Source organism: Aequoribacter fuscus, assembly GCF_009910365.1.
Lineage (GTDB): Bacteria > Pseudomonadota > Gammaproteobacteria > Pseudomonadales > Halieaceae > Aequoribacter > Aequoribacter fuscus.
Genome location: NZ_CP036423.1, coordinates 114,103 through 135,441 on the forward strand (window position 1 = coordinate 114,103; position 21,339 = coordinate 135,441).

A 21,339-nucleotide genomic window follows, 5' to 3' on the forward strand; every position below is an offset into this window, starting at 1 on the left:
CGACGAGACTATTCAGGGCTTGCAAGGTGGTCAAGTCGCATTAGCAGGTTTGCCAATTGGTCTCGTGCTTTAAGCGGCGCCATCATTTGTTAACCAGATTTTGCATTAGACATTAACAATAGCTGAGGGTAGACTCCGCAACCTCGTTGGCATCGCAATGAATACGGAGTTTTTGTGCACTTTAGTAAACCACTGTCTTTTAGTCTGGCACTCGCGTCGTTATCTGTGACTCATGCTCTCCAGGCCGACTCCATTCCGGCATTAGAAGAGGTCGCTGTTGTTGCCAACCGCGTTGCCAATGACAATTCGGCGTCGAGTGCTGCGACCCTTGCTACCGCTCTGCGCTACGACCCAGTCCTTGATGTTCAGTCGCGGGGTTTGGCAGAAGGGCAGGCCGACTTGGTGATTCGGGGTGCAAGCTTTGAAAGTGCGGCGATCAGTGTCGGTGCGGTAAATATTCGCGACCCGCAAACGGGGCATTACCTACTGGAGTTGCCCATTGAGCCGACCTTTTTAAGCTCGCCCTCAGTAGCTTTGGGTAGTGATGGCGTGCTCGCTGCGCAAAACGCGACTATTGGTGCAGTGTCTTATTCACTAAAGCCGGTTGAACCGCAAGCTCAACTGCAGGGGGCTTGGGGCGATGATCAGTCAAGCTATCAAAGCCTGCGCTTGGCTTCGGTGCTCGCGATGAACGATTCGGATATTGGCATTCGACTTGCTGCGACACGCTCATCGAGTGACGGCAGTGTGGCGAATGGCGATCATGATTTTGAGCGACTTAATGTTGCGCTGCAGCGTCGCACAGACTCCGCGCAATCGGATCTGATACTGGCACATCAAGATAAATTTTTCGGTTGGCCTGGAGCTTATACGGGCTTTGCGTCATTGCCCGAAACGGATCACACAAAAACGTCTTTGGTACTGTTGAATCATCGTCAAGCGACAAAGGCGGGTTGGTATGCTGTTAGTGCGTATCGTCGTAGTTTGGACGACGATTATGACTTCGACCGGCGCACTCAGGAGGTGGGCGTGCCTGGCTCGTTTGATCATAAAACGCGCAACTGGGGTTTGGGTTTACGCGGTAAAACGGATCTAGGGAATGTTGATTACGAGTACGCCGTGCAATATCAAGCCGATAAGTTGGTGCGTTCTACGGATTTGACCGAGGGCGACTTTCGTTCTCGGCAGTATATCAGTGCAGTGCTGGCACCGACTTGGCTAGTCTCTGGCGACGCTGCGGATTGGCGTTTTAAAGCGGGTATCGTCTATCAAGATACCTCTCAGAGTGAGCCATTCTGGGGTGCTTTGGGTTCGGCGACTTGGATATCAAACGCATTGCCCTTGCAGTTGACTTTGGATTACGCCGATAGCTCACAAGTCCCGGGTTATACCGCGTTAAAGTCTCGTCCTACCGGCCTGTTTGGCGGCAATGCGAACCTAGGTCGCGAAGAATCCGCGCAGTGGTCGACGACTCTCACTTATCAAGCGGCGGTAGGTAGCGATATTTCGGTTTCATTATTCAAACGCACGGACGATGACTTGGTCGACTGGACCTACAGTACGAGTCAACCCAGTACCCGCCAGGCTAATGCCGTTGACTTGGATGTTAAAGGCGTCGAGGTATTGTGGCGCGCGAGTGCCGGTGATCTTGCATGGATCGTCGGCGGAATGCACCTCACCAAAAATGCCGACTATGGCTCGGCCATGGTCGATGCGAGTTATTACGCGCTTAACTATGCTAAGCAGCGATTGACCGCCGCCTTGACCTGGCAGTTAGATGAGCAATGGCAGGTCAAACTAGACAACGAGTACCGGCGCCAAGCGCATAATCCTTTACGCAGCGGCGCTGATACCGCCTACGTTGGGTCGGTGTCTGTGGTGTATTCGCCGGTTGATGTGCTCGAGTTGGCGTTCATCGTTGATAATGTCAGTGACGAAGATTTTCAGCGCTTCCCGGGCTCACCGGCAGCGCGTCGAAGCGCGAGCTTGCAGGTTACGCTAAATTTGCGTTAATCAATCTAGCGCAGAGAAACGACCGACTCTGCTTGACGGCTGAAAGTTACCGTTGGGTTTTGCGCTTCGACTCTTTTGTTGCGCTTGAGCTCGATACTGTGCGTTTCGTCGGTTCGATATGTGGTGGTTTTTCCGTCAGCGGTCATTGTAATCGTTGCGGGTTCACCGAAGTGAAATTGCAAGGTCTTGAGTGTTGGCGTCAACCAGCTCATGCCGCCCGCCATTTTTTCGGTTAAGCCGTTAATATCATCGAGGGACGAAAAAAGTGTCTGATAAGAGATCACGTTGTCGGTGGGTGGCGCCAAAAACAAGGTGACGTTTAAAGACGTTAAGTGCGCGGGTTGGTTAACGACCAGCGTAAGTGCTTTTGCTTCAGCGTCGGTCAGCAAAGGCAAGGTGATGTTGTGGTTTGTATCAATGGGTAATGGCTGCTCTGGTAAGCCCGCGCCCTCTAGCCAGGCTTTGACTTCACCCTCTCCAGAATAACTGACGCGGGTATTGAGCTGCGCCATAGGACTTTTGACTTCGTCGTGAACGTACTGCAATACAGCATTGACTTTGCTGTATTCGACCCGTTTAAATTCGTCTGCAGAGCTCAGGCTTGAGGCTAGGCTTAACGCGATGATCATCAGTAATTTGGTCATTCAACACCCAAAAACAACTTACTCATGGCAGAGCGTAGCACCTACATGGGGGGCAACTGAAGTACAAAAAAATCCATCTGATGAAATGGTGGCCCCACCAGGACTTGAACCTGGGACCGATCGATTATGAGTCGAGCGCTCTAACCAACTGAGCTATAGGGCCATGAAGAGAGCGGCGATTATACGCCGCCTTAGTCGTCTAGGAAACTACGTAAGTAGTCGCTGCGCGTCGGATGTCGCAGTTTGCGAAGTGCCTTGGCTTCGATCTGACGGATACGCTCACGCGTTACGTCAAACTGTTTGCCCACTTCTTCCAATGTGTGGTCTGTGTTCATGTCGATACCGAAGCGCATACGCAAAACCTTGGCCTCGCGCGCAGTCAGTCCCGCCAATACCTCAGTGGTCGCTTCCTGCAAGCCTTGGCCGGTTGCAGAGTCCACCGGAGAGGCGATGGTTACGTCTTCGATAAAGTCGCCTAAATGCGAATCTTCATCGTCACCAATAGGTGTTTCCATCGAGATCGGCTCTTTGGCAATCTTAAGCACTTTACGCACTTTGTCTTCAGGCATATCCATGCGCTCGCCCAATTCTTCGGGCGTGGGCTCTCGGCCCATCTCTTGTAGCATCTGGCGCGAAATACGATTTAGCTTGTTGATCGTTTCGATCATGTGCACAGGAATACGAATGGTACGTGCTTGGTCGGCAATCGAGCGAGTGATGGCCTGACGGATCCACCAAGTTGCGTAGGTCGAGAATTTGTAGCCCCGGCGATACTCGAATTTATCGACCGCTTTCATCAAGCCAATGTTGCCCTCTTGGATGAGATCCAGGAACTGCAGGCCGCGGTTTGTGTACTTTTTAGCGATCGAGATCACTAAGCGTAAGTTCGCTTCGACCATTTCTTTTTTGGCGCGACGAGCACGAGCTTCACCCATCGACATGCGACGGTTGATTTCCTTGATCTCGCTAACGCTCAGGCCGCTTTTCTCTTCTGTTGCGATAATTCGGCGCTGCAGGCGCATCAACGTGTCGCGATCGGCTTCGAGTTTCGCGGCGCGTTCTGGTGCTTTCTTGATTAGGTCGTCCAGCCATGCCTCGTTGGTTTCGTTGCCAACAAAGCTGTCGATAAATGCTTTTCTCGGCACGCTGCAGTGGCGAACGCAAATCGTCATGATCTCGCGCTCTTGCGTGCGGACTTCTTGAAGCACATCGCGTGCCATATCGAGTAGCGGATCAAATACACGAGGCGTCAGCTTAAAGAACTTGAATACCTCGCCAAGCTTGTCCAGCTCTTTAAGGGTCACCTTGCTCTGGCGGCCTTTTTCGGCGAGTGCTTTCTCGGTCTTTTCCCACTGCTTGCGCAATTCTTTAAAGCGCTTTGCTGCCTCTACGGGGTCTGGACCAGAGTCACCTTCTTCATCGTCACCGCTTGCTTCGTTGGCGGCTGCGACTTCTGCTGCGGTGGGCACCTCGTCGGCAGGATCCAAATAGCCCACCATCACATCGCCCAACCGGCGCTCTTCTTGCGTGACTTGGGCGTACTCGTTCAGTACGTGCTCGACGGCGCCGGGGTAGTGCGCTAGGGCCGCCATTAACTCACGGATGCCCTCTTCGATGCGCTTGGCGATTACAATTTCGCCTTCGCGGGTAAGCAGTTCTACCGTACCCATTTCGCGCATGTACATACGGACTGGGTCAGTCGTTCGGCCTGCTTCCGTTTCTACCGCAGCCAGTGCGGCCGCGGCCTCGGCCGCAGCGATATCGTCGGCAGAGCTATCGCCTTCGGTCATTAATAGCTCATCGGCATCGGGTGCCTCTTCGAACACCTGAATACCCATGTCGTTGATCATCTGAATGATATCTTCGACCTGATCTGGATCTGAGATGTCTTCGGGCAGGTGATCGTTGACTTCTGAGTAAGTCAAATAGCCTTGTTCTTTGCCTTTCGCGATCAGGCTCTTCAAGCGAGACTGTTGCTTGACTGATTCAGTCATGAAGCGGTTACCTATGAGGAGATAAAATTAAGCCGGTTATTATAACAAGTTCAAAGCCTTACGACCAGACGCTGAGCGCTTGGCTTGAAAAAAGTTTGTCGCTATGAATTCGCTGACTCTAAGGCACGGAGTTCCGCCAAAAGTTCCTTAAGTTCGGATTTTTCGGTATCGGACAAAGACCCAATGCCGCGTTTGCTGAGATCATTTATGCGTTCTTGCAGAACTTTCAACTTGGGATGCTTTGTCAGGCGCCGCAGACAGTCTTTAAATTGAACGGGCAGACCATCGAAAGGAATGATCGATTCCTCACCCGCGAGTCGAGCCAGCAATTCACCCTCGGCGGTACCATACCAATGCCCGAGGAGCATCGCGGTATTGGAGTGGGGTTGCTTGCGCAGCAATGTGAGTAGCTCGCTCAGCAGCGACTCGCCAGAATCGTTAAGTATGGCAATGTCTTCGTTCTCGACTTGCGTGGCGACGTCGGGTCGCTGTAACAGTAAACTGATGCAGGTAAGCGCCAACTTACTGGGTCCGCTATTTTTTTCATGGCGTTGAATTGGTTTGGGCGCTAGGGAATTAGGGCTATTTGGCTCGAGATCTTGCGCGAGAATGGGCTTCGGCTTTGGTGTTTGAATCTGGGCAAGCTCTGTTAGAGACGCTAAATCTACGCCAGTCCGATCGGCCAGCGCCTGCCACATCAATTGTTTAAACACGCCGCTTGGCAGTTGTTGTACCAGTGGCACAGCACGCTTTGAAAATGAGGCTTTACCTTCGAGCGATTCTTGATTTAATCCCTCTGCGGCCATATCGAATAAGAACTGTTCGACCGGTCGAGCATCTTTGATTAATGATTCAAACGCTTGGGTGCCGAGTTTTCGGACCAGTGTATCGGGGTCTTCACCCTCATCTAGGAACAAAAATTTGGCTTGACGACCATCCTCGAGCAAGGGCAGCACCGTATGTAGCGCGCGCTCTGCTGCGGCTCGTCCGGCCTTATCGCCATCAAAGCAGAACACAACTTCTGATACAAGACGATAGAGGCGCGTTAAATGATGTTCCGATGTGGCCGTCCCCAGTGTTGCCACTGCGTAGTGAATATCGTGTTGCGCAAGTGCAATGACATCCATATAGCCTTCAACGACCACGATGCGCTCGATGGATTTGCGTGACTGTTTGGCTTCGTAAAGCCCATACAGCTCGCGGCTTTTTGAGAATACGGGCGTCTCGGGTGAATTAAGATATTTTGGTTTTTCGTCGCCCAGTACGCGACCGCCAAAGGCCACCACACGCCCCCGTTGATCCCTGATTGGGAACATAATGCGATCTCGAAAGCGATCGTAGGTGCGGTCCTTATCGTTGCGGATTGCCATGCCGTTTTCGACTAATGATTCGAGCTCTTTATCGCCCAAGCGCTCGATCAGATTTTGCCATCCAGGCGGCGCAAACCCAATCTGATAAAGTTTAGCGATGTGCCCACTCAAGCCCCGGCCCTTCAGGTAGTCGACGGCTCGACCGGCTTGCGGGTGATGTCGCAGGGCGTGTTGATAGTACTGATTAGCGGCATTCAGGGTCGTGTAGAGATGGGATTGACGGTCTCGTTGTGCCTCTTGCTGCGGAGTGGTTTGCTCGCGAGGTACTTCCAGGCCAGCGGTGTGGGCGAGTGTTTCCACGGCTTGCGGAAAGTCGACATTGTCGTAGTCCATCACAAAGCCGATGGCGTTTCCGCCCGCGCCACAGCCAAAGCAATAATAAAACTGCTTGTCTGGGTTAACGCTGAAAGAAGGCGTCTTTTCGTCGTGAAAAGGGCAGCGAGCCGAGTAATTCTTGCCGGTCTTTTTCAGTTTTATTCGACGATCAACGACTTCCACAATATCGGTGCGGTCGAGCAGGGTGTCGATAAAGCTTTGTGGAATGAGTCCGGCCATGGGCTATGTACGTTGCCAAAAAGGCTATTGAATCACGTTTTAGAGGCTTTGCCTAAAGACGGTGATCGCCTTTAGTTAAGGAGTGCTTTGACCCGCTTGGACACTTCGGCCATATCTGCTCGGCCTTGCATCTGTGGTTTGATGGTTGCCATTACAGCTCCCATTGCCTGCATGCCACTGGCGCCTGATGCCGCAATCGCGTCTTGAATCATTTTGTCGATTTCGTCAGCGGATAGAGGTTCTGGTAAAAATTCGCTAATCACTGCGATCTCGGCGAGTTCTTGCTCGGCGAGCTCATCGCGTCCAGCGTTTTGATATTGTTCTACGGAGTCGCGACGCTGTTTCAGCATCTTGTCCATAATCGCAGTAGCCCGCGCATCGTCAATGTCGATGCGCTCGTCTACTTCAATGCGTTTGAATTCCGATTGAATTAATCGGAGGGTGCCTAGGCGCTGCTTATCCTTTGCTTTCATGGCCTCTTTAACAGAGGCTTTTATCTGCTCGACTAGCGTAGCCATGGGCGCAGTCTCTTAATACAAACGAGTACGCTTGCGGTTTTCGCGAGAGACTTTTTTCAGGTGGCGTTTAACGGCAGCAGCGGCAGCTCGTTTGCGCAAGGTGGTAGGCTTTTCGTAGTGCTCACGCTTGCGAACTTCAGCCAATACACCGGCTTTTTCACAAGAGCGCTTGAAGCGACGAAGTGCTACGTCAAAGGGTTCGTTTTCTTTCAGCTTTACTGATGGCATTCTATTTACCTGTCCAGTTGTACGGTATGGGTGTAACCCCAATTTCAATTAAGGGCGCGAATTCTATAGTGGATTGCGCACGAATGCAAAGCTTTCTGCTAGCTCATTGCGCGCGCCTGTTTTACCATTGCGCCCAAGTGTTAAAGGGTGCCCTATGCGAGTATTAGGAATAGAAACCTCCTGCGACGAAACTGGGGTCGCAATTTACGATACCGAGGCCGGATTGTTGGCTGAAGCCTTGTACAGCCAAATCGATATTCATGCTGTCTACGGCGGTGTTGTACCAGAACTGGCCTCGCGCGATCACGTGCGCAAAACCTTGCCCTTAATTCATGACGTCTTGTCTCGAGCGGGTCTTGAGATTCACGATATCGAGGGTATTGCGTATACCTCAGGTCCCGGATTGATTGGCGCTTTAATGGTGGGTGCTCTGGTGGGGCGATCGCTGGCAGAAACCTTAGGCATCCCCGCGCTGGGTGTGCATCACATGGAAGGCCATTTGTTGGCACCCATGTTGTCGGATGAACCGCCGACCATGCCTTTTGTCGCCTTGCTCGTTTCAGGCGGGCATACTCAATTGATCGAAGTGCAGGGCATTGGAGACTACACCTTACTGGGGGAGTCGGTTGACGATGCCGCAGGTGAGGCTTTTGATAAAGTGGCAAAGATGTTGTACTTGCCCTATCCAGGTGGGCCGCACGTTGCAAAAAAGGCGGAGTCCGGTAACCCGGACCGCTTCGATTTTCCGCGCCCTATGGTGAATAAGCCGGGCCTGAACTTCAGTTTTAGCGGACTCAAAACCTATACCTTAACTACTCTGCAAAGTTTGGGCGGTATACATGAAATCAGCGAGCAGGATGTGTGCGATATTGCGCGCGCTTTCGAGGATGCCGTGGTTGATACGCTAATCATTAAATGTCGACGGGCTCTTGAGCAGACCGGGCTAAAGACTTTGGTGATGGCAGGCGGAGTTAGCGCTAACCAGCGCTTGCGCGCAAGTCTCGGTCCGGCGTTAGCGCCACTGGGGGCTAGTGTGTATTACCCTGCGCCGGCGTATTGCACTGATAATGGTGCGATGATCGCTTACGCCGGTGCTCAACGGTTGTTGGCGGGCGAGCAAGACGGACCTTTGATGGATCTGAGGCCGCGATGGCCCTTGGCGGAATTGCGAGCGGTGTCGAGTTAATGGGTGATTGTGTCTTAATTAAAGGCCTGCGCGTGCCCACTTGCATAGGAGTGCATGCATGGGAGCGCGAGATTCGACAGGAATTGGTCCTTGATATAAAGCTCGAATGGAATAATCGGTTACCGGCAGCGAGCGACAATGTTCGAGACTGTTTAGATTACACCGCAGTATCGGATTGGATAATGCACTACCTGGCTCAATCACAAGCCCAGCTTATTGAAACAGTAGCCGAACAAATAGCGATTGGTTTGTTGCATCAGTTTGGTGTCGCCGAGGTATCGTTGACAGTTAAAAAGCCCGGTGCGGTGCCGCAAGCTGACTGGGTGGGTGTGGAGCTCACGCGAACGCAGGCCGATTTGTGAGAGTATACCTAGGTATCGGCAGCAATATTGCGCCTGCTGATTCGATTGCTTCGGGTTTGCAAGCCTTGCGAGACGAGTTTGGTGCGCTGCAAGCATCAAGTGTCTACGAGTCAGACAGTGTTGGCTTTGACGGGCCGCGCTTTTGGAACTTAGTGGTGGCTCTGGATGCCGATTTGGGGTTGTTCGATTTACAAGATCGTCTTCGCGCCATCGAGTATCGGCACGGGCGCCCCGAGAACGCGATGCGCAACAGCAGTCGGGCGCTGGACATCGATATTTTGTTGTATGGCGATTACTGCGGTTTTTACGAGCACATCGAGTTGCCGCGCCCCGAAATTCATTACAACGCTTTTGTACTCAGGCCCCTAGCGGAGCTCGCACCTAATCGCGCACTGCCTAACATCAATATTTCCTTGGGTGAGCTCTGGCAACGTTTTGATCAGGCAAAGCAACCTTTGGTGCGCATTCCTTACGTTTATCTGGGTGTAGAGTTACCGGGTAATCTCTAGTCATTAGCCGCCAAGGCATTAGCAACAGCTTCACGGCGTGCTTGTTCTATGGCTTGTCCAATTGCGGGTCCCGTCAAATTGGCCTCGACATTGCCGCGGCCTATCTCTCGGCACATTTCGGCAAGTGCTAGCCACTCTGACCGGTTGTTTGTCTGCTCGTGGTTATCGATTCGTGCAAGATGGGCAGCCGTACTGAGTAAGTCCGCAAAACCTTCGCCTTGCTTGAGCGCGCCGCAATCACGCAAGCTGTTAAACACGGAATCGGGAGCCTGGGCATTGGGCGCAGCTTGTAGTTCAGGATGTACCCGCAGCTGGGCAATGTGTTCCACGATTCGCTTGGGCAGCCCGAACTGCGAAGTCAGTGCAGGTAAAACATCTTTGAGTGTGGGCTGTTTGCTGCCACGCAGTAGCCATGCGGCGATATGGTGGGTCGTATTGCGGCAGAGCATTGCACTTTGGTTCAGCGTATCTGTCCACGGCGTAAAAGTCGTGGGGCCTGTGTTGTCTACCTTGAGTAACTGCTGCAAGGCACCGCACTGTGCCAGTACCGCGATAAACTCGCCTGGATGTTGAGTGCCGAGCGCCTTGTGCAATTCTTGCCATAACCGCTCGTGAGGTAGGGTCGTCAATTCGCCGCTGGCCACGATGGTTTGCATTAGGCGCTGTGTTTCGGGCGCGATAGAAAACCCAAGGCGCTTAAATCGAGCGGCGAAGCGGGCCAAGCGCAAGACTCTTAAGGGATCTTCGCTGAAGGCATCGGTTACGTGGCGTAAAACCCGAGCCTCTAAGTCGACCCGGCCACCATAAGGGTCGATTAATGTGCCATCTTTGGTTTGAGCCATGGCGTTAATGGTTAAGTCCCGGCGCGCCAAGTCCTCTTCCAGTGAAACGTCTGGTGCGTAATGGCACGCAAAGCCGTGGTAACCCTGACCTTGTTTGCGCTCTGTGCGGGCTAGGGCGTACTCTTCGTTGGTGCTTGGATGTAAAAAAACCGGAAAGTCCTTGCCGACGGCGCGAAAGCCTTGTTCTAGCATGGCCTCGGGACTGCCGCCCACGACTACCCAGTCGCGTTCATGCACGGGTAGGTTTAACAGGCTATCACGGACGGCGCCGCCCACAAGATACGTTTTCATGCGGCGAGTTTAGGCCCAAACGCGGTGTTAGACCAGAGGCTTGCCGTTTTTGCAGGGGCAGCGAAAGAAGCGATCCTGTTCAAGCTCGTAAAGCGTTAACGAGCCGCCCCATACACACCCTGTGTCTAAGGCAAGTGCATGCGGTGCGGCGCAACGACCCTCAAGTGCTGCCCAATGGCCAAAGACAATGCGATGGTTTTCCGGAATTTGATGGGGATGATTAAACCATGCATCCACGGGCTCGGGTGTTTGAGTCAACGGGTTGGGTAACTCACTTGCCGAGGGGCTTGGCCCCTTGCTGGTCAAATCGAGTCGGCCCGACGCGGTACAAAAGCGCATGCGAGTGAAGACGTTGGTAATCGAGCGCAGACGTATCACGCCTGTCTGGGATTCGTCAAAGTAGTCGGGCTCGTTGCCGTACATGGATTCAAAAAACAACGGCGCCTTGCTTGAGCGCAGCATAGCTTGTACTTCGTTGGCATACCCTTGGGCCTGCTCGAGTGACCAATTTGGCGCAATGCCCGCATGCACCATGGTGACTTGGCTTTGGGTATACATTAACGGCTGCTGTATTAGCCAGCCCAAAAGGGTGTCGCAGTCTTTGGCTTTTAAGATTTCATCGATGGTATCGCCTTTTGAGGGTTTGCGTACCCCATGGGCCACAGCCAGCAGATGAAGATCGTGATTACCTAATACGACCTGAACATGATCTCGCCGTTCATACACAAAACGCAAAGCCTTTAGGCTCCTAGGGCCGCGATTGACAATGTCGCCCACCAGCCACAACCGGTCGTGTTGATCGTTAAAGTTTGCCTGTTTCAGCACGCATTTCAGCGGCTTTAAGCAGCCTTGTAAATCGCCGGCAATAAACGTCGCCATGGGTGTTAATGCAGAGCCCCGGGCTTGGCTAGCCGAAAGCTTGGGATAGTGACTTTAAACGTGTCTGGAAACGCGCCATGTTCGTGAATGACTTCGAAGGTGTAGTAGCCTTCCATAAAGCCGATGGGGGTCTCGAAATTTGAGCCGCTGGTGTAGTCATAATGCGCGCCGGGACGCAGAGTCGGCGTTTCGCCAACGACGCCAGCACCTTCTACTTCATCAATCTTACCGTTGGCATTGGTGATTTTCCAGTACCGGCGAAGCAGGCGCACGGTTTCCTCGCTGTGGTTTTCGATGCGAATGCGGTACGCAAAGCGATACTGTTTGCGCGCTGGATCAGAGTGCATTTCCAGATACTGAGGCTGAGTAAAGACCCGGATATCCAGCTTGGTGACCTCTTTAGTGTCAGAATTGTTCGATGCCATCGCTCAAAGCTACCCATTGTTCTAAGCTAATTGTTTCAGCGCGTGCGGCTGGATCTATGCCAAAGTGCTCGAGCTGTGCGTCGGATACCACGCCTTTCAAGTTGTTCCTGAGTGTTTTGCGGCGCTGTGCAAATGCTTGCTTAACTAAGGCCTGCAAGCGCCCGAGTTGCTCTAAATCTATCTTGCTCGAGTCTTTCGGAGTCAGTTTTACCACAGCCGATTGTACTTTTGGAGCGGGATCGAAGGCTTCGGGTGGGACATCGATAATGCGCTCAACGCGGCACAAGTATTGTGCTGCGATACCCAGGCGCCCCCAAGCCTTGCTGTGCGGCTGTGCTGTCAGGCGGTCGACTACCTCCGATTGCAACATAAAGTGCATGTCGGCAATGATATCGGTGTACTCGAATAGTTTCAGTATCAATGGTGTGGAGATGTTGTAGGGAAGGTTGCCCACGACACGCAAGGGTCTGCCTTGGTGCAACTCGCGGTAGTCCGTCTTCAGTGCGTCTTGATTGTGTAAGTGAAACCCTTTGTGAATCGAAAAGCTCGCCAGCAGCAAGGTTAATAAATCGCGATCGAGTTCGATGGCATCCAAGCGCTGACAATAAGGCACGAGTTCCGCCGTTAAAGCTCCCTGACCTGGTCCAATCTCGACAATATGGTCGTCTTGCGCTGGCGCAATAGCAGATACGATCGACGTGATCACATGCGTGTCGTGCAAGAAATTTTGCCCAAAGCGTTTGCGCGCCTTGTGTTTGTAGAGACCTGAGCTTTGATTCATGATTTTAAACTCGCCAATGTCGCGGCCAGTTCAAAAGCCGCAGAAAAACTGCCCGTTTTGGCGCGTCCAGTGCCGGCCAAATCGAGTGCTGTGCCGTGATCAACCGAGGTGCGAATAAACGGTAAGCCAAGGGTGACATTGACGGCCTCGCCAAAGCCCGCGTACTTAAGAACGGGTAAGCCCTGGTCATGATATTGTGCAATGACCGCATCCACTTGATCCAGAATCAACGGTTGAAATGCGGTATCTGCTGGGAGAGGTCCCAGCAGGTCGAAACCTTGGTTCTTGAGCTGCTCTAGGCAGGGCGTAATGATCTCGATTTCTTCACGTCCAAGGTGGCCGCCTTCGCCGGCATGAGGGTTTAAACCCAGCACCGCAAGCCGCGGATTGGCAATGCCAAAGTGTTGCTGCAAATCACGTTGCGTAATATGCAGCGTTTCGGTGATCGCCTGACTGGTGATCGCCTTGGGTACCGCACTGAGTGGCAAATGGGTGGTGACCAGTGCGACGCGCAAAGAACCGGCGACCAGCATCATGACGACTTTGGGCACCCCTGCCATGTCGGCAAAGAATTCGGTGTGACCACTAAAGGGCACGCCAGCGTCATTGATAACGGATTTTTGAACAGGTGCTGTGATAATGGCATCGAACTCGCCTCGTAGCGCCCCGTGGGCCGCACGTTCGAGGCTTTGCAGCACCGATGCTGCATTGGCAGTATTTAAGGCGCCGGGAATAACTGCTGCTTCGGTTGGACAGTTGATAATCTCAATACTGGCCGTGTCGTAAGGGTCGTCGCCGTAGTCAACCAAGTTCATGGCTAAGCCCAACTGCTGGGCTCTGGCCTTAAGTGTTGTCGCACAACCAATAACGATACGGCGGTGAGCGCTTGGGTTCTGCAGCGCAGAGGCGACAATATCTGGGCCGATACCCGCCGGTTCGCCCAGTGTAATCGCTAGGGTAGCCACAATTATTTAATGTCGACAAAGGCTTCGTCGCGGATCTGTTGCAGCCAGGCTTCGAGTTCTTCCTGATACTTTTGGTTGTGCAGGTAGTCTTGCGCGCGGTTGCGATTGACGATTTGGGTCACGTCTTGGTCGCGACGATCCATTACCTGCAGGATATGCCAGCCAAACTGCGACTGGAAGGGCTCGGTAATGGCGTTAAGCTCAGCGTTTGACATTTGCTCTTCAAACACAGGCACCATCTGGCCTGGGCTCGCCCACCCTAGGTCGCCACCCTCTTGGGCAGAGCCAATATCCTCTGAATATTCTCGAGCAAGATCGGCAAAGTCTTCACCATCCAGGGCGCGCTGTCGCAATTCGGCGGCTAATTCCTGTGCTTGCTCGTTGGTCAGAATTTCGCTTGGCTTGATCAGAATGTGGCGGACTGAGGTTTGCGGAATAATCTGAGTGCCACCACGCTTCTCCAATAGGTAGATAAAGTGGAATGAGCGGCCGTTCTCAATGGGTCCCGCAAACGATCCTTGTTCCATGGTTGGCGCGATGGGTGCAAACAGTGAGGGCAAGTCAGATTCTGGGCGAATGCCTAAATCACCGCCTTTGAATTGGTAAGGGTCTGTCGACGCGCCGATCACTTCGTTAAATTCTTCGCCTGCGTTAATTCGCTCGGCTAAGCTCTCGACGTAGGTGCGCGCTGCATCCAGATCTATGTCGTCGCTGACATCGAGGCGCGCATGAATTAAGCGATAGGCCGGTTGAATGAGTTGCTGACCTTCTTCCGTGTCAAGAAAAGCCTCGATTTCGGCTGTGGTAATATCAATTCGCTGGTTAACATTACCACCCTGAACGCGCTGAATGATCATTTCGCGCTCGATGTTGGCCAGTAACTCGCCATACGAACCGCCAGATTGCTCGAGCTGATCAACGAACTGCTGGGGCGTTAAACCATTTTGGCTGGCTAAACGTCCTACCGCCGCTGCTAATTGCTGGTCTTCGATTCGAATGCCATAGCGAACGCCTTTCTGCAGTTGGATGCTCTCCAGAATTAAGCGGTCCAGCGTTTCGCGGACCAGTGCATCCTCTGGTGGTGCTTCTAAACCACGCGACGTGATATTGTTTTTTACAACGATTAAGCGCTCTTGCAATTCGCTTTCCATGATGACGTCGTCGTCAACTACGGCAATGACTTTGTCTAGGATCTCAACAGCAGCTTGGGCGCCACTGATTGCGCAGCCTAATGCCAAACCTGCCGCTAATTTAACGAGTTGCTTCATGGAAACCTCTAATCAGTTGGTTGAGTGTCGAATCGATGGCTTGGCCAAAACCGCCTAAGCCTTTTAGTACGACCTCGATTTGTACTTGTTGTTCCTCGCGCCAGTCTAACTCAGTTTGGTAATACAGACCGTCAGGTACGTCTTGATACTGGCTGTGTACGAGCCGCACGCGCCAACAACAGCTGTCATACTCTAAACCAAGCAGCGTTTCGAGATTGGCATTGTGCCGTGTGTCGACATTGCCCGCAAACAAAACTCGCCATTGTGAGCTTAAACGATAAGCACCAGATACGTGCCATTGCTCGCGTGGAGCCATTAGAGTGTCGACTTTTGAGTAGCCCAAAGACAACAGGGTGTCGGTGCTTGGTTGCCAGCTGACTTCGGCAAACTGGTTCAGCGCTGTTCCAGACTGGGCGTCGGTAATGATGTCGAGCGATGCGCTGAAGCCTGAGTCCCAGTGAGCTTCAGCGTTAAAGCCTATTAGCTCGTCGTACTGGTACATCGCATGCGTCGTCAACAGGGGTGTCGCGGGGGTGTCGATAAAAGACAAGTAGGCCAGTCTTGCATCGAACACTGAACCGTCGGTGACATGGTTGAGCTCGATCGCTGCCGTTACTCTATTTTCGTCGAGTAGACGATCGTGGCCAACGGTTAAGCTGGGTTTAAACCAAGCGTTACTGTGTGCTGAACGGATTCGTGTATCGAACAAAGGGGTGCTTAGGGAGTCATCGCCGGTGTTGTTCAGGTAATAGATTTGCGGACTGATCGTTGTCAGCGCGCTCGATGTGCGCCGATCGAAGTAAAGTCCGGCGTCCAGGATAAAGCGATCAGCACTGGCCGTTGGTTTGTCGTCAATGCCAGGAGGCAAGTTGTCTAATGTGTAGCTCAAATCTTGAAAAGTGGCCTGGGCTTTGACGTAGGCGCCTGCGCCCTGCCAGTTGAGCGCCAAGCCTGCATTGGTATAGGTTCGCTCGCCCTGTATGGCTTGGTCGTTGCTGTGGTTGAAGTCAGTCCACTGCACGGTCAGCACAGGTTCAATGACGCGATTTTGACTGCGATAGCTGACCTCAAGTTGAGGAAGGCTTGCGTAGCTATCCTTCAAATCAAGCGCAGTTGATTGCAGTTTCCGGGCACTTATCTGGGCATCGAGATATTGCGCTTGATAGCGCAGATAACCTTCTTGGCTCAATTGGTCTTGGTAGCGACTATTTGCGCGACCGCTGTCGAGATCGCGCAAGTAGTTGGGGTCACTGATGCGTGCGATCTGAATTTTAGAGGACCAGTTATCGTTGTACTCGGCCTCTTGTGTGAGGTTGATATGCCAGCGGTTCTGGCCTACCGAGCCTCCGGCAAAGCCGAGTTCATCGCTGTCGATATAGCCCAATTCAAGTTCGAGCTGCCCAGTTGATTTACCGAGATAGCGCCCGGCAAGGGTTTGGTGGAACCCGCGCTCTTGCATCAGCATTGGGGTGTAGAGCACATCATAATTTGGCGCTAAGTTTGCGTACAAGGGTACAGCAATCGTCGCGCCGTTTTCTGAATCGTTGCTGATGCTGGGCCATAAAACCCCAGATTTGCGCGTGTCACCGACTGGAAAGCTCATGTTAGGCAGGGTGAGCACGGTCGTATCTTTGACTTTAAGTTTGGCGCCTTCTGCTCTACCAACGCCGGCTTCAGCGTCTAGTTCAAGCCTGTCAGCATGAAGCTCCCAACTGGGATCGTCCGGTGCGCAATAGCTCACGGCGCTATTGGTCAGTACCAAGCTTTGCGTGCCTGTTTGTTCTAGCTGCTCCGCTCTGCCGTGTAAAAAGTCGTCGTGAAGCACGAACTCGGCTTGACTCAATTTGGCAGTTTGATTGGCTCTTGAAATGACGGCGGCTTGGCTTTGCAGCAACACGCCCGGTTCACGAATTCGGATGTTTCCTTCTAGTTGTAGCGATTCGCTGTCAGTGGTGATGGTGACTTTATCAGCTTGGATTCGTCGGGCGCCTTGAGTGAGGAGAACATCACCTGACAGCACCGAGCCCGTGGGGGTTGTCTCTGAATTGTCGGCGCTTGCGTTGATGTTATCGCCAGAGGCTCCGCTTGTGTCGAAATCGGGCTCGAGGTAGCGGCCGCTGCAGCGAACGCAGTCTTCGTCTCGTTGGTCAGCCGGCACTCTGGCAAGTGGCTGCCAATCTAACTGCGCTGTGTCGGTTGTAAGTTTGGATTCAGGCTTTCCCGCAGCTGGGCTAGGCTGCTGGTTTGTCGTGCGGGTTGGCTTTGCGCTGACGGTACGCGGTGTCAGAGAAGCACTTGGCGCTGCATCACAGTCCCAGCCAGTGTTATCACGATTCGCTTCGCAACGGTATAGTGTGGGCGCAGAGGTTTTGTCTGGGGGGGCATCGGCTTGCCCGCCGCTGGCATACAACGCAAGCGCAGGCGCTAAGGCCAGCCACAGTGGGTGAAGTTTGGTTTTGCGTTGTGGAGTTGCAAGGGCCATGGTTACCAGTAGGTCTGTTAGTGCTAAAGTGCGCATGATAAAACATGCGGCTAGGCTTGTCCGACTTAAATTTTGTGAGAATCTGTGCAGAATCCAAATCCTGAAATACAACTGGCGTGGATCAAAACTCAGTTAGGGTTGAACGCAACCGAAGTCCATTTTCACGCGTTGGCGGGTGACGCGAGTTTGCGGCGTTACTATCGAGTTCGCGCGAACGGTCGATCGTACATTTTTGCCGATGCCAGCGCCGAGCCAGGCGTGACCCAAACCTTTGCACATTGCGCCAAAATTTTTTCGGAGGCCGGTGCGAGAGTGCCTCATCTTTTAGCATGGGATAACGAACTGGGGTACTCGCTACAAGAAGACGTTGGAGATCGCCAGCTGCTGCCCTTGTTGACCGACCAAAGTGTGGATATCTATTATTTAGGCGCCATGCAAATGTTGTCTCAGGTGGCACGAGCGACCACTCGAGCCATCGAGTTGCCGGCTTACAATGCCCGGCGTTTGCGAACGGAGTTGGATGTTTGTGAAGAGTGGTTTATCCGTGGTCTGTTGGGTATGGAACCCTCTGCTGAGTTTCAGAAGGCGCAAGGTGATTTGGACGAGAGACTGATCGACTCTGCGCTTGCGCAGGCTCAAGTTTTAGTTCACCGCGATTTTCACTCGCGCAATTTGATGGTGACCGATACTGAATTGGTCGCTATTGATTTTCAGGACGCCGTTATTGGCCCGGTGACTTACGACTTGGTGTCGCTGCTAAAAGATTGCTATTGCGCTTGGCCACGAGTAAAGGTCGAGGCTTGGGTCGAGACCTTCTATGACGGGCTAGGCGACTCGTTAAAGCCGGCCACTGTTGGTGAGTTTTTACGTGATTTTGACTTAATGGGCCTGCAGCGCCACATCAAAGTTTTGGGTGTATTTGCGCGCTTGTATTTGCGCGACGGTAAGCCGGGCTATTTGCCCGATTTGCCTCGAGTTATTGCTTACATAGAGGAGACCTTAATGCGGTACCGCGAATCTGAACCCAGCGTTGCCGAGTTCTTCGGCCGGTGGACCGAGCAGATTCGCCCCGCCTTTGAGCATTGCGTTTGGTACACCTCATGCGAGTGATGTTATTGGCCGCCGGTCGTGGCGAGCGTATGGGTGCTCTGACCGAGACCTGCCCGAAACCGCTGTTACCTGTAAACGGCTCGCCGCTGATTGTGCATCAATTGCGCAAGCTTCAGAACATCGGTTTTCGGGAAATTGTCATCAACACCTCGTATTTGGGTGAGCAAATTCAAGCAACCTGCGGTGATGGCAGCCAATTTGGGTTGGATATAGCCTATTCGCATGAGCCCGAACGTTTGGAAACAGCAGGCGGTATCGTTAATGCCTTGCCCTTGCTGGGTGATCAGCCTTTTTGGGTGGTCAACGCAGACGTGTGGTGCGACTACCAGCCCTTTCCCTGGGTGCGCTTGCCGCGTGGTGCAATGGCCTCGTTGATTATGGTGGATAACCCAGAACACAAGCCCTCAGGCGATTTTGGGTTTAGGCCCAATGGCAGCCTCGCGCTCCGACATGAGGTCCAAACCCAGGCATTTACCTACTCTGGCATGGGCGTGTATCACCCTGACTTGTTTAAGGGTTATGCGCCCGAGCCACTCCCCCTGAGACCCGTGCTAGAACAAGGGATCACCAACAGCGTAATTTTTGGCGAGCGTTTTCGGGGCTCTTGGCTGGATGTGGGAACCCCCGAGCGTTTGGGGGAATTAGAGAAAAGGTTCGCTGCGGCCCGCTAACGCGTTAAACTACACATTTTGCGAAACGAGACGCTTGCTGTGACCGATTATTTAATTGCCCCTTCGATTTTATCGGCCGATTTTGCTCGCTTAGGCGAGGAAGTTGACGCTGTGTTAGCGGCCGGGGCCGATGTGGTGCATTTTGATGTAATGGATAATCATTACGTGCCGAATTTAACCATCGGGCCAATGGTGTGTAAGGCCTTGCGCGACTATGGCGTTACCGCCCCAATCGATGTGCATTTGATGGTGTCGCCAGTGGATGCCTTGATCACGCAATTTGCCGACGCAGGTGCCAGCTACATTACGTTTCACCCCGACGCGTCGACGCACGTCGATCGGTCGCTCAGCGCAATCCGCGCGGCAGGCTGTAAAGCTGGGTTGGTCTTAAACCCTCACGTTAGCCCTGAGTGCTTGAAGTACGTCATGGATAAGGTTGATATGGTGCTGCTGATGTCGGTGAACCCTGGGTTTGGCGGGCAAAAATTTATTCCATCGACCCTAGAGAAATGTGCTGAAGTACGTCGTTTGATCGATGAGTCAGGCTACGATATCCGCCTAGAGATTGACGGTGGCGTGACGGCCGACAACATCGCAGACATAGCTCGAGCAGGTGCCGACATGTTTGTAGCCGGCTCAGCTATTTTTAACAAACCGGATTATGCGCAGGCCATAGCCGCCATGCGTGCTCAGTTAGCGAGCGTGTAAGAGCCATGTTAAATCCGATCAGTCAGGTAGAATTTCAGCAGCTCAAGGCGCAGGGCTTTAAGCGTGTCCCCGTAGCGGCGACCTTTTTAGCCGATATGGAAACACCCCTAACCGCTTACCTGAAGCTGGCTCGAGGTGCGTATTCTTACTTGTTTGAATCGGTGCAAGGTGGCGAAAAATGGGGTCGTTATTCCATTATCGGTCTACCGTGTTCGCATCGATTGGTGGCGCGCGGCCATGTTATGCAAGAAGTCCGCGGCAACGCTGTGTTGCGCGAGTGGGAGTCCAGTGACCCGCTGGCCGAGGTCGATGCATTTCGCGAGCAATTTACTTCGGCGCCCATCGCAGGCTTGCCCGTGTTTCACGGCGGGCTAGTTGGCTATTTTGCTTACGATACGGTGCGGTTCGTCGAGCAGCGCTTGGCCCATTCGGTGCCACATGATGACGTTCAAAACCCCGATATTCTCTTGATGGTATCCGAGGAGGTTCTGGTCTTTGACAACTTGGCGGGTACCTTAACGTTGATCGTGAATGTCGATGTGGATCAGGATCGTGCTTATGACGCAGCCATTGCGCGTTTGGGCGCGCTTGAAGCGGCACTGCCGCAGCCGCTTGAGGCTTTGCCAGCGATTCGCTTGGCGCCTGAGAATGCCGAAGCCATCGAGCAGGGCGCCGAATTTAGCTTTAGTCAAGATCGCTTTGAGTCTGCGGTTGAGCGAGTTAAAGACTATGTCCTGGCGGGCGATGTGATGCAGGTCGTGCCTTCACAGCGCATGAGTCTTCCCTTTTCTGAGCCGCCGATTAATTTGTATCGTGCGCTGCGCAACCTAAACCCTTCGCCTTACATGTACTATTTAGATTTGGGCGATTTTTATATCGTGGGTTCGTCACCTGAGATTTTGGCGCGGGTGCAGGACCAAGAGGTAACGGTAAAACCGATGGCGGGAACCCGTCGCCGCGGCCGCACTGAAGCCGAAGATTTGGCGATGGAGCAAGAGCTTAAAAACGACCCGAAAGAAATCGCCGAGCATTTAATGTTGATTGACTTAGGTCGCAACGATGTGGGACGCATTGCTGAAACGGGCTCGGTGGTATTGCAAGACAACATGATTATCGAGCGTTACAGCCATGTGATGCACATTATTTCGAGCGTCACCGGGCGATTAAAGTCAGGTTTGAGCCCTATGGATGTGTTGCGCTCGACTTTACCAGCCGGCACGTTATCGGGTGCGCCTAAGGTTCGCGCGATGGAAATTATCGACGAACTCGAGCCCGTTAAGCGCGGTGTATATGGCGGTGCAGTGGGCTATATCTCGTGGTCGGGCGATATGGATACCGCCATTGCTATTCGTACGGCGGTCATTAAGAACCAAACGCTGTATATTCAAGCGGGTGCAGGTATCGTTGCCGATTCGGTGCCGGAGCTCGAGTGGAAAGAGACTCTGAATAAGGCCCGCGCGATGTTGCGTGCGGCGGCGATGGTTAAGTCGAGTGAGTTATTGCCCTAAACCCCGGGTAAGCAAACGTGCTATCATTAC

20 protein-coding genes and 1 tRNA gene are annotated in these 21,339 nt (G+C 53.0%); 8 read left to right on the plus strand and 13 right to left on the minus strand.

Annotated features, from left to right (window positions below; translation table 11 throughout):
• Positions 1 to 174 precede the first annotated feature (174 nt).
• Positions 175 to 2,013, plus strand: a complete 1,839-nt coding sequence (locus EYZ66_RS00525) for a TonB-dependent receptor (RefSeq protein WP_160195546.1) — start codon at positions 175 to 177, stop codon at positions 2,011 to 2,013.
• Positions 2,014 to 2,018: 5 nt separating this feature from the next.
• Here the strand turns inward: EYZ66_RS00525 and EYZ66_RS00530 are convergent, their stop codons facing one another.
• From EYZ66_RS00530 to rpsU, 6 genes are all read right to left on the minus strand, one after another.
• Complete coding sequence (locus EYZ66_RS00530) at positions 2,019 to 2,657, minus strand: DUF2987 domain-containing protein (protein ID WP_009577351.1); 639 nt, start codon at positions 2,655 to 2,657, stop codon at positions 2,019 to 2,021.
• A gap of 86 nt (positions 2,658 to 2,743) precedes the next feature.
• A tRNA-Ile gene (locus EYZ66_RS00535) sits at positions 2,744 to 2,820 on the minus strand.
• A 28-nt stretch (positions 2,821 to 2,848) separates the two neighbouring features.
• Positions 2,849 to 4,651 (minus strand): RNA polymerase sigma factor RpoD, encoded by a 1,803-nt coding sequence (gene rpoD, locus EYZ66_RS00540; RefSeq protein WP_009577352.1) that lies wholly within the window; start codon positions 4,649 to 4,651, stop codon positions 2,849 to 2,851.
• Positions 4,652 to 4,752: 101 nt separating this feature from the next.
• Positions 4,753 to 6,576: a DNA primase gene (gene dnaG / locus EYZ66_RS00545; protein ID WP_160195547.1), complete on the minus strand. Its 1,824-nt coding sequence runs from the start codon at positions 6,574 to 6,576 to the stop codon at positions 4,753 to 4,755.
• A gap of 71 nt (positions 6,577 to 6,647) precedes the next feature.
• Positions 6,648 to 7,094, minus strand: coding sequence for a GatB/YqeY domain-containing protein (locus EYZ66_RS00550; protein WP_009575104.1), 447 nt, complete (start codon positions 7,092 to 7,094; stop codon positions 6,648 to 6,650).
• A 12-nt stretch (positions 7,095 to 7,106) separates the two neighbouring features.
• Positions 7,107 to 7,322: a 30S ribosomal protein S21 gene (gene rpsU, locus EYZ66_RS00555; RefSeq protein WP_009575103.1), complete on the minus strand. Its 216-nt coding sequence runs from the start codon at positions 7,320 to 7,322 to the stop codon at positions 7,107 to 7,109.
• Between the two features lie 154 nt (positions 7,323 to 7,476).
• On the opposite strand from rpsU, the gene tsaD reads away from it, so the two are divergent.
• Genes tsaD through folK form a run of 3 tightly spaced genes read left to right on the plus strand, consistent with a single transcriptional unit; the run spans position 7,477 to position 9,379 of the window.
• Complete coding sequence (gene tsaD / locus EYZ66_RS00560) at positions 7,477 to 8,508, plus strand: tRNA (adenosine(37)-N6)-threonylcarbamoyltransferase complex transferase subunit TsaD (protein ID WP_009575102.1); 1,032 nt, start codon at positions 7,477 to 7,479, stop codon at positions 8,506 to 8,508.
• Complete coding sequence (gene folB, locus EYZ66_RS00565; protein ID WP_040816195.1) at positions 8,508 to 8,870, plus strand: dihydroneopterin aldolase; 363 nt, start codon at positions 8,508 to 8,510, stop codon at positions 8,868 to 8,870. Before tsaD ends, folB begins: the two co-directional genes overlap by 1 nt.
• Complete coding sequence (folK, locus tag EYZ66_RS00570) at positions 8,867 to 9,379, plus strand: 2-amino-4-hydroxy-6-hydroxymethyldihydropteridine diphosphokinase (RefSeq protein ID WP_009575100.1); 513 nt, start codon at positions 8,867 to 8,869, stop codon at positions 9,377 to 9,379. Before folB ends, folK begins: the two co-directional genes overlap by 4 nt.
• Here folK and EYZ66_RS14335 read toward each other — a convergent pair.
• From EYZ66_RS14335 to EYZ66_RS00605, 7 genes are read right to left on the minus strand one after another with little or no spacing between them, the layout of a single operon-like run.
• Complete coding sequence (locus tag EYZ66_RS14335) at positions 9,376 to 10,512, minus strand: tRNA nucleotidyltransferase/poly(A) polymerase-related protein (protein WP_009575099.1); 1,137 nt, start codon at positions 10,510 to 10,512, stop codon at positions 9,376 to 9,378. The two genes, folK and EYZ66_RS14335, sit on opposite strands and share 4 nt — an antisense overlap.
• A gap of 27 nt (positions 10,513 to 10,539) precedes the next feature.
• A complete protein-coding gene (locus tag EYZ66_RS00580) occupies positions 10,540 to 11,391 on the minus strand; it encodes a symmetrical bis(5'-nucleosyl)-tetraphosphatase (protein WP_009575098.1) in 852 nt (283 codons plus the stop codon).
• Positions 11,392 to 11,396: 5 nt separating this feature from the next.
• Entirely contained in the window at positions 11,397 to 11,816 is a 420-nt protein-coding gene (gene apaG / locus EYZ66_RS00585) for a Co2+/Mg2+ efflux protein ApaG (RefSeq protein ID WP_009575097.1), read from the minus strand.
• Positions 11,797 to 12,597 carry a 16S rRNA (adenine(1518)-N(6)/adenine(1519)-N(6))-dimethyltransferase RsmA gene (gene rsmA / locus EYZ66_RS00590; protein WP_009575096.1) on the minus strand — a complete coding sequence of 267 codons (801 nt, stop codon included), beginning with the start codon at positions 12,595 to 12,597 and terminating at the stop codon, positions 11,797 to 11,799. The genes apaG and rsmA overlap by 20 nt, the downstream gene beginning before the upstream one ends.
• The gene (gene pdxA, locus EYZ66_RS00595; protein ID WP_009575095.1) at positions 12,594 to 13,562 is read right to left on the minus strand and encodes a 4-hydroxythreonine-4-phosphate dehydrogenase PdxA; all 969 of its coding nucleotides are present in this window, start codon (positions 13,560 to 13,562) and stop codon (positions 12,594 to 12,596) included. Before pdxA ends, rsmA begins: the two co-directional genes overlap by 4 nt.
• Before the next feature lie 2 nt (positions 13,563 to 13,564).
• Entirely contained in the window at positions 13,565 to 14,830 is a 1,266-nt protein-coding gene (locus EYZ66_RS00600; RefSeq protein WP_009575094.1) for a peptidylprolyl isomerase, read from the minus strand.
• Positions 14,814 to 17,348 (minus strand): LPS-assembly protein LptD, encoded by a 2,535-nt coding sequence (locus tag EYZ66_RS00605; protein ID WP_040816178.1) that lies wholly within the window; start codon positions 17,346 to 17,348, stop codon positions 14,814 to 14,816. The genes EYZ66_RS00600 and EYZ66_RS00605 overlap by 17 nt, the downstream gene beginning before the upstream one ends.
• 48 nt (positions 17,349 to 17,396) lie before the next feature.
• On the opposite strand from EYZ66_RS00605, the gene EYZ66_RS00610 reads away from it, so the two are divergent.
• From EYZ66_RS00610 to trpE, 4 genes are read left to right on the plus strand one after another with little or no spacing between them, the layout of a single operon-like run.
• A complete protein-coding gene (locus tag EYZ66_RS00610) occupies positions 17,397 to 18,422 on the plus strand; it encodes an aminoglycoside phosphotransferase family protein (RefSeq protein WP_009575092.1) in 1,026 nt (341 codons plus the stop codon).
• A complete protein-coding gene (gene murU, locus EYZ66_RS00615; protein ID WP_009575091.1) occupies positions 18,413 to 19,093 on the plus strand; it encodes an N-acetylmuramate alpha-1-phosphate uridylyltransferase MurU in 681 nt (226 codons plus the stop codon). The genes EYZ66_RS00610 and murU overlap by 10 nt, the downstream gene beginning before the upstream one ends.
• Positions 19,094 to 19,132: 39 nt before the next feature.
• The gene (gene rpe, locus EYZ66_RS00620; RefSeq protein WP_009575090.1) at positions 19,133 to 19,801 is read left to right on the plus strand and encodes a ribulose-phosphate 3-epimerase; all 669 of its coding nucleotides are present in this window, start codon (positions 19,133 to 19,135) and stop codon (positions 19,799 to 19,801) included.
• Between the two features lie 5 nt (positions 19,802 to 19,806).
• A complete protein-coding gene (trpE, locus tag EYZ66_RS00625; RefSeq protein ID WP_009575089.1) occupies positions 19,807 to 21,309 on the plus strand; it encodes an anthranilate synthase component I in 1,503 nt (500 codons plus the stop codon).
• The last annotated feature ends 30 nt before the right edge of the window (positions 21,310 to 21,339 follow it).